Genomic DNA, 10,656 nt, shown 5'->3' on the forward strand with positions numbered 1-10,656 from the left:
GCGAAACTGACCGGACACTACAGCGCTTTATCGATTAGCGCGTGTCCGGTCAGCTTCGCTACCGGCAGAACCTACACCACGTACCGGGACACGACCCCCGGTTGCGCAGTGGAAGTGATACGGGCGCGTGTTGAAGCGGGCCGCGCCGAAGCGCAGTTGCTGATCGAAGCGGCCAAGGCAAAGGCCTTTGGCAAGATTATCGTCGCGGCGGTGCTGGAAAGCCTCGCGCGGGTGCTCCCCTGTGCACCCAGAATGCGTGCATCGATCGAGGGATGGCCGGGCGATCTGGCAGGCGCAGGCGTAATCTTTCGCATTAACGCGGGGCTGCACGCGCTGGCGCGTTCCGGCCGTCACGCCGGTTTGCAGAAACTCTATCGCGCAGCCGAGGCCGGAGACCTGCCCGGACCAGTCCGGCTGGATGCCGTGCTGATTGATGTGCTGGCGCGCCACACGCCGGACCTCCTGCAATGGATGTCCGGCCCTACACAGACCAACGAGGTTGCCCGCGCCGCCGGTTTTGTTGCCGCATTGCTGGAACTCAATGCACGCGCACAGCACCCGTGCGAACTGCTCGAATTGGGGACGAGCGCCGGGCTGAATCTCAACCTTGCGTACTATGGCTGCGAGCTTGGCGGCACGCAAAGCGGCGATCCGCTAAGCAAGGTGCAGATTGTGCCGCGCTGGCAAGGGCGCAGGCCGCCAGCGGTCCCCCTGGTGGTTGAACGCGCAGCCGGGGTTGATCTCAGCCCGCCCGATATCCGTGATGATGATGATTGCGAGCGGCTCCACGCCTACATCTGGGCCGGTGAGAGCGAGCGGACGGAGCGGCTGCGCGCCGCCATCGCCATTGCGCGCGATCATCCGCCACATGTCGATACCGGCCTTGCCAGCCGTTGGCTGGCCCGCCAACTGGCGCTGCCGCAGCGGCACGGCACGCGCCGCGTGGTGGTGCATTCGATGGTCGTGCAATATATGCCCGAAGTGGAGCGTGCAGCGGTCGATGCCGCACTTGCTCTTGCCGCTGCTGCCGCCACGCCAGACCGGCCATTGGCCCGGATCGGCATGGAATGGAGCGCGGATCGCAGCACGGTGGAATTGTGTGTCACGTCATGGAATGGCACCAGCACCGCAGGCAGAACTGTGGTGGTCGCCCATTGCCATCCTTATGCAGAATGGTTCGATTGGCACGGCCTCTCTGCCGGATAAGGCCAGCCGCTGCTATGCACGGCGTGAACGGTGTGCAAATGGTCGCTCATTTTCAAATCGGGATTTGGGCATGACCGCTGCAGGGGGCACTCCGGCTGCATACAACCGTATCGATCCACGCGCGCTGGCAACCTTCTGGCGGGTGTGCGAAACCGGTTCCATCACTGCTGCGGCGCGCGTGCTGAACCTTTCGCAGCCATCGGTTTCCAGCACGATTGCCTTGTTGGAACAGCGCCTTGGCGTTGTCCTGTTCACACGCTCACGCAGTGGAATTGTGCTCACGCGTGAAGGCGAAGTGCTGCGCCAGCGGGCCGAAACGATGGTCCGCCTGCTTGAAGCCGCCAGCAACGAGGTCAGCCATGCCGCGCGTGGTGTTGCCGGCCCATTGCGCATTGGCGGAACGCCCGGCGCGCTGGTCAGCCTACTGCCCGCTGCCGTTGCGAGCCTGGAAGAAGTCGTCGGTCCTTTCGCGCTGAGCGTGATTGAGCGACCGGATTCGCAGCTTGCCGATCACTTGCGTTCCGGCGCTATCGACCTTGCCTTTGTCACCACCGAAATCGAAGCCTGCCCGGCCGATCTGGTAGAGGTTACGGCGGCGCGTGATCCCTTTGCACTGATCGTGGGTTGTCGCCATGATGATCTGGAGGATCTTGTTTCGCTGCGCGATGTGGCAGACCTGCCGTGGGTACTGCCCGAGGCACAGGGCGCATTCCGCCGTCAGGTTGATGCGTTGTTCCTCAATGCCGGTGTGCCCGTGCCGCAGAACGTGATCCGTTGCGATTCCCTGCTGACGACCAAGGCGATCGTGCGCCACAGCGATCGGGTCACCGTTCTGCCGCGCACCGTTGCGGGGGCCGAATTGACAGTTGGCGTGCTGCGCGCCGTAACCGTGCGCGAAGCCACGTTCGAGCGCAGCGTTGGCATCCGCTATCTTGCGCAGCAGGAACTTCCGCCGCTGGGTCGCGCCTTGCTGGACATCCTCACCAGCGCGTGAAGACGGGTTGGAACGTCAGCGCCCCACAACCACGAACGGTGCCCACAACGCAGGGTCACGCAGCGCTTCATCGCGCCCCTTTGCCATCGCCAGCATTGCCCGCTGGAGTGCCGATGCCGGATCGCTTCCCCGCGCGTACTGGGACAGCGTCGCCACCGAAAGCCGCGCAGCCACGTCATCGCGCACTGCCCAGTGCGATACCAGCAGGTTACTTGCCCCGGCATGAAGAAAGGCGCGCGCCAAACCGCTGAGGCCGCTGCCATCGACGCCCGATCCAGCGGCAGTGTTGCACGCAGAAAGCACCACCCATGCCCCGGCCAATCGCAGATCCAGGATTTCGTCCGCCGTGAGCAGCCCGTCCCCATCGTCTGTCGGCGTGAGCACGAGTGCTGGTTCGTGAAGACCGTCAATCTCTCCGGCAACCAGGCCGTGGGTGGACAGAGCCAGAACATCGATCCGTCCAAGGTCCGCCCCGCGCAAGGCTGACTCGGTGGCCTGTGCGCCGGTCAAGACCGTGCTGTCCACGGCGCCAAGCGCCTGGCCCAGCGCAGCCAGTTCTCCGGCGCTGGCGGGTAGGGGCGGAAGATCGGCAAGGTGCTGTGCGTTTGCGGCAGAGCGGAAGGGCGTTGCGCTGGCGAGCTGCACTTCTGCGCCGAGACGCGGAGCGCCGAGTGCAAGGAACCCGCGCGGCTTTTCCGTGGATGTCTGGCGCTTGGCATGGAGTGTGGCAAGGCTGGGAAGCGTGACAAGCGCATGGTCTTCAACCAGCCAGTGTGGACGATCTGCAGTGCCTGCCGCTAGCACGGCGAAGGGCAACGCCGAAAATGCGCCACCGCTGGAGACAAGCAGCCGCTTGCGCTTGCCGACCACACCGGCGATCGCTGCTGGCAGGACCATCGCGCGCAGTTCCGCGCTGGCGGCATGATCAAAGTATCCCGGTGTTTCCAGCCCCTTGCGCAATCGCTTGACCAGTGCACTGGCTTGGCGTGTGGACCCGCTGCGAACCACGACAGCTTGTTTGCCATTGGCGGCAAGAACCACCAACCCCTGCGGCCCCGGCGCTACGATCAGCAGTGCCTCGTCCTTGTCCAGCAGCGCTTGCGCAGCGGGTAGGGTCAGGCGCTCGCTCGCCTCACTAAGGGCAAGTTCAGGCGCGGTTTCAGCCAGTTGTCGGGTGAGAGCGTCAAGCCGCGCAGTGGCGGCGCGACGGTCGTCGTCAAGCGCTGCAAGGCGCTCTGCCGACGTGCCCTGACCTGCAAGGCGCAATTGCTTGTCGAGCAAGGTCTGCACAGAAACGGCGGCGTCCTGTTGCTCTCGCAACAAGGCGGCCTTGGCAGGATCGAGCGCGGCCATGCGGCGCGTGGCGGCGCGGGCAGCAATTCCTGCCGAGCCTTCGACCACGGGCTGTGCCAGCATGAAGGCGGTTGCGGCATCGCCCGATACGGCAGCAGCTTCCAACGCCCAGCCAAATCCGGTGCGCAACGATCGGTCGAGCCCTGACCGGCGCGCGCCGGTGGCTTCCAGTTCACGCAGGCGGGCGTCGAGGCCTTCGGCAGCAGCGCGGGCATGAGTCAGCCCGGTTGCGGCATCACCGGCCAGGGCCGTGAACGCGGCAAGGCGTGCTTCGCCCACCAGCGAAGCGTTGTCGGCCATCATGCCGCCTGCCTTGCGCAATTCCTGCGCGCTTTGCTGCACCATTTGCGCCCGTGCCGCATCGCCTGCTTCAAAGGCAGCAATGGCAAGCCGGTCTTCGCCTTCGATCCGGTCCCGGTGGTGCGGCGGATATCGGCGGCTGCGCACTTCGGATACCGCAGAATACTCCGCCAGTGCACGCGCCGCATCGCCCTCTGCGGAGAACGTCACGGCCAGGACATCGCGTGCCAGCAGCGATCGGTCTGCTTCGGGGCCAAGGTCTTGTACCATCTTGTCAGCAGCGGCGCGGGCAAGGTTCTGCGCTTCGGCAACCTTGTCATTGGCGGCCAGCACATTGGCCAGCGTGGCCAGATAGCTCAGCGTCTGCTGGCTTTCGCCAAAGCGGGCATAGGCCAAGTCCATGGCCTTGCGTGCCACGTTTTCGGCCTCGTCCAGTCTGCCAAGATCCATCAGCACACGCGCCATTGTGTTGAGATTTACGGCAAGGAAGGGGTGGCTATCGGGCAGGAAGCTTTCAAGCTCTGCCTGCGTTTTGCGCCCTTCCTCCGCCGCTTCCTCAAGCCGCCCGGATGAATAGAGGAACGTTACAAGATTGGCGAAATGCGGCGCAGCATTGGCAGGAATGGGGGAGAGTTGCCGATTGATGGCAATGGCCTCGCGCACGCTGGCGATGGCCTCGTCCGTCTCGCCATTGCGGATTTGCGCATTGGCCAGATTGGACCATGCCGCCGCAAGATTGGTGCTGGGCTGCCCGCCTGAAGTGGCGATCTGCCAGGCAAGCACCCGCTGGCCAAGTGCGGTGGCCTTGTCGAACTCGCTCAGCGTCAGGTGCATCACCACCTGCGCATTGGCAATCAACATACGCCGCTCGCGCCATTCCGGCCCTGCGGCATCAAGCACGGCAGCGATGCGTTCAAGCCGGGCGGCCCCGCCCTTTACATCGCCTTGCAGGTAGTCTGCCGTGGCCTGCTCGGCTTCGAGCCAGGCAAGTTGCGGATGACCTTCGGGATAGAGCGTGCGGCCAAACGCCAGTACCTGCTCAAAAGCCTGCCGGTAGGCGGCGGGATTGGCCGCTTCGTCCAGCGCATCGGCGGCGGCAAACATTGCGTCCAGCCTTGCGCGTTGGTCTGCCGTAGGTTCAGCATGGGCCGGTGCGCACGCCAGCGTCAGCGCGGCAAGGGCAATAGACGCGCGCGCGCCGGTTCCGTTTATCCTTCCCATCGCCCGAACATCGCGCAAGGTCAGCGCGATGGCAAGCGGCCTAACCGCCGAGCAGCGGCACAAACACCGCCCATGCCACCAGCGGCCCAAGCCCCACGATGATCACGGCATAGCCCAGCAGCTTGCGCAACATCATCGGGCGCTCCGCCTCGGGTGAATTGCCGACGATCAGCGCTCCGTTGGTGGAAAACGGTGACGTGTCGACAATGGTGTTGGCGATGCACAGCGCCGAAATTACCGCCATGACCGAGAGCGTTGACCCTGCCAGCAAAGGCACCGCCAGCGGGATCATCACGCCCAATAGCGCGGTGGAAGATGCAAAGGCGGAAACCACGCCTGCAAGGTAGCACAGCAGCAGCACGGCCAATGCGGGCGATCCGACCTGCCCGATCAGATCACTGACCGCTGCCAGCGTGCCAAGCTTTTCCATCAGGCTTACATAGATGACGATGCCCGAAATCAGCAGGATCGTGGACCAATCCACCTGTTTCAGCGCCCCGTCCTGCGTGCGTGGGGCTGCCATGGCAAGGGCGATGATGACGAGCAGGGCCATGAACCCGATGTCGACCCTGAACAGGAGCGCGCCGGTGGCCAGCGCAGCAAGGCCTGCCAGAGTCCACGCTCCGTCTTTGCCCAGCGCGGGTGGCGGTTCGGCATGGGCTTCGTGGGTCACACCGGCGGCAGCCTCGCGCCGGGCGTAGAAGGCCCAGATCACCAGCGCGAGCGCACCGTTAAATGCGGCGCTGGCAAGGAAAAGGTACATCGGGTCCGGCGCAATCCCGCTGGATGCAAGCACCTTGTTGGTGATGCCGCCATAAATTGAAATGGGTGAGAACGCGCCAGCCTGTGCGCCGTGGACCACCAGCAAGCCCATCATCAACGCCGAAAAGCCATGGGTCCGGGCAAGGCGCAGGGCGATGGGGGCAACCACCGCAACGGCAGCGGGACCGACTGCGCCCACCGCGGTCAGCGTACCGGCAACTAGGAAGACCAGCGCGGGCAGCAGGCCGGTGTGCCGCCCCAGCAGGCCTGCTGCACGTGTCACCAGCCAGTCGATCGCGCCGTTGCGGCTGGCAATGCCGAACAGGTAGGTGACGCCCAGCAGCGTGAGGAACAGGTCGGTGGGAAACCCCGCCAGCACTTCCTTCACCGACAATCCGCCGACGAATACGCCAAGCCCAAGCGCGGCAGCAAGGCCGATCAGGCCCATGTTGACCGGCAGCCACATGGCGGCAACGAAAATTGCGATCAGGATGGCGACCGAAAGCAGGATCATCGTATCGTCCCCCAAACCGAACTTTTTATGTCTTGGCGAACATCTTGCCATATGTTTCACGCAGCAGGGCTTTTTGCACTTTGCCCATAGCGTTGCGCGGCAGTTCATCGACAGTCACCACCGCGCGCGGCAGCTTGAACCGGGCGAGCCGGTCCTTGAGCGCATCGAGGATTGCGGTCTGGTCCACCCCGGTGTCTGTCACTTTTACCACCGCGACCACCGCCTCACCCATATCGGCATAGGGCACACCAATCACCGCGCTTTCCGAAATTCCGGGAATTTCATCCAGCGCGGCCTCGACTTCGGCGGGGTAGATATTGAAGCCGCCCGCGATGATCAGATCCTTGGCGCGGCCAACGATGTGCACGTAACCGTCCGCATCGATAAAACCGAGGTCGCCGGTGATGAAAAACCCGTCGGCGCGGAATTCCTCGGCGGTCTTTTCCGGCATCTGCCAATAGCCGCCGAACACGTTGGGGCCTTTGACCTCGATCACGCCGATGTCGCCCTGCGGCAGAATGGCGGCAGTCTCCGCGTCCGCAATGCGCAGGGCAACATCGGGCAGGGGGAAGCCGACGCTACCGGGCTTCCTGACACCATCATAAGGGTTCGACGTGTTCATGTTGGTTTCGGTCATGCCATAGCGTTCAAGGATGGCTTGGCCGGTCAAGGCACTGAAGTCCTTGTGCGTTTCGGCTGAAAGGGGGGCTGACCCGGAAATGAAAAGGCGCATCCCCCCTGCCAGTTTACGCGTGAAGCCGGGGTTGGCCAGCAGGCGGGTGTAAAATGTGGGAACACCCATCAGCACCGAGGCCTGCGGCATCAGGCGCACCAGTGTATCGGCATCGAACTTCGGCACGAAGATCATCGCCGCCCCTGCCGCGATGACCGTGTTGGTCGCCACGAACAGGCCGTGCGTGTGGAAGATCGGCAGGGCATGAAGCAGGCGGTCGGCGGCGGTGAAGCGCCAGTATTCCAGCAATGTCAGCGCATTGGAGGCAAGGTTGGCGTGGCTCAGCATCGCGCCCTTGCTGCGCCCGGTGGTGCCCGAAGTATAGAGAATGGCGGCAAGGCCGTCGGGTTCGGCGGAGGCGTGGTCAAAGCTCTCAGGCTGTCCGGCAGAGACATCAACCAGTGAACCGCCCGTGCCATCCGCATCAAGCGTGAGCAGCGCGGGGACGCCAAGTTCGGTACAAAGCGCGGACATCGCCGGTTCGTCTGCCGGGCGGCACAGCACCAGCGCCGGGCGGGCATCGCCCACAAAATAACGCACTTCGCCAATGGTATATGCGGTATTGAGCGGCAGATAGACCGCGCCTGCCTGCAAAGCAGCAAGCCAGGTCAGCAGCGCGGTTTGTGATTTTTCCACCTGTATGGCGATGCGATCACCCACTTGCACGCCGTTTGCGCGAAAGGCATGGGCAAGCTGCGCCGAACGCGCGCGGGCACCGGCATAGGTCAGCACGGCGCCGTCCTCACCGATCAGAAACGGCGCGTCCGGCGTCGCGTCACAAACGGCGCGAAACAGTGAAAACATATCTGGCGTGGCGGAACTGGCCAATGTGCGACCCCTGAACGTGAATATGAACTGGTGGAAATCGACGAACTGCGCGTACGTCCTGTCTGACATGCAACAAGGGCAGATCCAGAGCAAGGCCCGGTAGGCAGCTGCCTGATGAGCGATTGAAGCCGTGCCAAGTTTGTCGGTCTGACAGATCAACATTGTTGGCGTGATTCGCATTGCTTATTGTGAACGATCACAATCAACTGGCTGTATACACCCAACCTATCCCTAAACATAGGCTTGGCCTTGATTGTAGCTGCAAATTGCCCATCTGGCCATTTTCTGACTTGCGCTGTCAAAACGGCCATGTAAGTTTAGCACCATAACGATCGTGAGCACAGCGTGGCCGCGAGTGGGAGGGGAAGCTAAAAGAGGTCGCGTTTCAATGCGGCTGCCCTCTCACTTTTGTCAGCGCTGTCTAATGACCGACAGATGTTGCTTTGAGGGAGAGAGCATGAGGAAGCTGAAATTTGTGTGTCTGGCGTCGGCTGTCGCGCTGGCATCAACGCCCGCTTTTGCACAAGAAGCGCAGGAAGCAGAAACGCAGGTGATCAACGATGGAGACATCGTCGTCACCGCCAACCGCACATCGTCTTTGCTGTCCAAAACGCCGATCGCAATGTCGGCTGTGGGGGGCGAGGATCTGATCGCCGCGGGTATCACCAACCCGACCCAGCTTGAAGAAACCATTCCCAATCTTTCGATCGTGCGCGGCAACGGGCTGCAGATCACGATCCGCGGTGTGACCAGCACCGATGGCACCGAAAAGGGCGATCCTTCGGCCGCGTTCATGGTCAACGGCGTCTATCTTGCGCGCCCACAGGCACAGGAAGTTTCCTTTTTCGACATCGAACGCATCGAAGTGCTGCGTGGGCCGCAAGGCACACTGTATGGTCGCAACTCGACCGCTGGTGTGGTCAACATTCTGACCGCCCAGCCCAAGTTCGAATTAGGCGCGCGTGCCGATGTGGTCTATGGCAATTTCAACGCCCTGAACGGTACTGTCGTGCTCAACGTGCCCGCCAGCGACACGCTGGCCTTCCGCGTCGCAGCGAACCTGGATCAGCGCGACAACTACATTTCAGATGGCGCCCCGAACGACAACGTCAAGCTCGACAAGTTCAAGAACAACAAGTCGGTCCGCCTGTCCGCGCTGTGGAAGCCCACGCCGGATCTCAGCCTGCTGCTGATGGGCGATTACAGCTGGGTGAAGGGCAACCCGACCAACGGCGTGCCGCCGGGCCAGTTCTATGGCAATATCACCAGCGGTGTGCGGCCGACGTTTGACGCGCCCACGTACCTTGGCCTCGATCCTGATGTCGCTCGTCGCCTGAACAACCCTCAGGCCCAGCAGGCTTTCCGCGACAGCGAGGAGCGGGGCGTAATGGGTGAGCTCAACTATTCGATGGGCAACCTCACGCTGACCTACCTTGGTTCGTATCGCGAATCCGATCGTACCGAGTTCAGCAATGCTGCCAACGGTGCCTTCTCGGCCGACTTTGCGGGAACATATTGGCAGACCTCGCAGGAAGTGCGCCTTGCCTACAGCGATGGTCCGTTGCAGGCGCAGATCGGTGGTTACTACTTCAAGGAAAAGTCGGGTATCGCCTTCTTCCTCAACAACCTGCTCGGCCCAAATACCCGCTTCGGCTTTCCGCAGGACCCAACCATTGCCGAAAACAAGTCTGCGTTCGGTCAGGTCACCTATGAAGTCGTCCCTGATCTGCGGATCACAGGCGGCGTGCGCTATTCGCACGATCTGAAGTCGCGCAAGGGCCAGACGGTCGTCGATACATACGACAGCATCGGCAATTCCTACAGCATCGGCAATTTCATCAGCCGTCAGGTCAACCAGATCAACGATGCGAGCCGTACGTTCAGCGAAGTCACATGGCGCGCCGGTGTCGATTACGACAGCCCGCTGGGCCTCGTCTTTGCATCGGTTTCGACCGGGTACAAGGCGGGCGGCTTCAACGACGGTTGCGAAATTGGCACTGGTACGAATTGCGGTCTGCCTGCAGGCGCGCTGTACTATGATCCAGAAACGCTGACCGCCTATGAAGCGGGCTTCAAGTTCCGGTTCAGCCCGGCGTTCCGCCTGAATGGCACTGTGTTCCATTACGATTATCAGGGGCTGCAGCTTTCGCAGCTGTCCGACATCTGTGGCGGCCCTTGTCAGGTTACGACCAACGCCGCCAAGGCCAAAATCGATGGTGTGGAACTGGATGCTAATATCCAGCCGACTGATCGGTTTACCGTGCGTCTTGCGCTTAACTGGCTTGATGCGCGTTATGACCAGTTTACGCCGGACCCCGTCGTCAACTTTGCCGGTCGCCCGCTCAACCGCAGCCCCAAGTGGAGCTGGATCGCAGGTCTGAACTATGTCGTGCCGGTGGGTGAAGGCAAGCTGGTGGCCGATGCGCAAACGTCGTCGCGCAGCCGGTTTGAAGTGACCGATCTGGCCAACTTTGCGTATTTCTATCAGCCTGCGGCTACCAAGACCGACCTTTCGTTGACCTACAACGCGCCGGATGATCGGTTCTATGTCGCCGGGTTCGTCGAAAATCTGGAGAACAATCTGGTTGTCACCGGGGCTTCGACCGGCCTGTTCGGTGCAGTCACTTTCGCCGATCCGCGCACTTATGTAAGCGCCGACGGAAGGTGGCGTTGACGCGGCCTGTCAGGCTTTGCGGCGTGTCCGCGGCGCCCATTTTTTCGCGAGCGCTTCCAGCCTTGCCTCGA

The 10,656-nt window shown here is 62.4% G+C and carries 6 protein-coding genes; 3 read left to right on the forward strand and 3 right to left on the reverse strand.

The window, feature by feature from the left end:
* Both B7X90_RS16170 and B7X90_RS16175 read left to right on the forward strand, forming a co-directional pair.
* A partial coding sequence (locus tag B7X90_RS16170) for a DUF2332 family protein (RefSeq protein ID WP_292626133.1) occupies positions 1-1,206 on the forward strand: 1,206 nt, incomplete at its 5' end.
* A gap of 70 nt (positions 1,207-1,276) precedes the next feature.
* Complete coding sequence (locus B7X90_RS16175; RefSeq protein WP_292626135.1) at positions 1,277-2,200, forward strand: LysR family transcriptional regulator; 924 nt, start codon at positions 1,277-1,279, stop codon at positions 2,198-2,200.
* 15 nt (positions 2,201-2,215) lie between these two features.
* Here B7X90_RS16175 and B7X90_RS16180 read toward each other — a convergent pair whose 3' ends face one another.
* From B7X90_RS16180 to B7X90_RS16190, 3 genes are read right to left on the reverse strand one after another with little or no spacing between them, the layout of a single operon-like run.
* Entirely contained in the window at positions 2,216-5,074 is a 2,859-nt protein-coding gene (locus B7X90_RS16180; RefSeq protein WP_292626137.1) for a CHAT domain-containing protein, read from the reverse strand.
* Positions 5,075-5,114: 40 nt separating this feature from the next.
* Entirely contained in the window at positions 5,115-6,350 is a 1,236-nt protein-coding gene (locus B7X90_RS16185) for an SLC13 family permease (RefSeq protein WP_292626139.1), read from the reverse strand.
* 25 nt (positions 6,351-6,375) lie between these two features.
* Complete coding sequence (locus tag B7X90_RS16190; RefSeq protein WP_292626141.1) at positions 6,376-7,980, reverse strand: malonyl-CoA synthase; 1,605 nt, start codon at positions 7,978-7,980, stop codon at positions 6,376-6,378.
* A gap of 388 nt (positions 7,981-8,368) precedes the next feature.
* Between B7X90_RS16190 and B7X90_RS16195 the strand changes: the two genes are divergently transcribed.
* Positions 8,369-10,585 (forward strand): TonB-dependent receptor, encoded by a 2,217-nt coding sequence (locus B7X90_RS16195; RefSeq protein ID WP_292626143.1) that lies wholly within the window; start codon positions 8,369-8,371, stop codon positions 10,583-10,585.
* Positions 10,586-10,656: the final 71 nt, after the last annotated feature.

Origin of the sequence: Novosphingobium sp. 17-62-19 (assembly GCF_002256775.1) — a bacterium.
Classification (GTDB): Bacteria; Pseudomonadota; Alphaproteobacteria; order Sphingomonadales; family Sphingomonadaceae; genus Novosphingobium.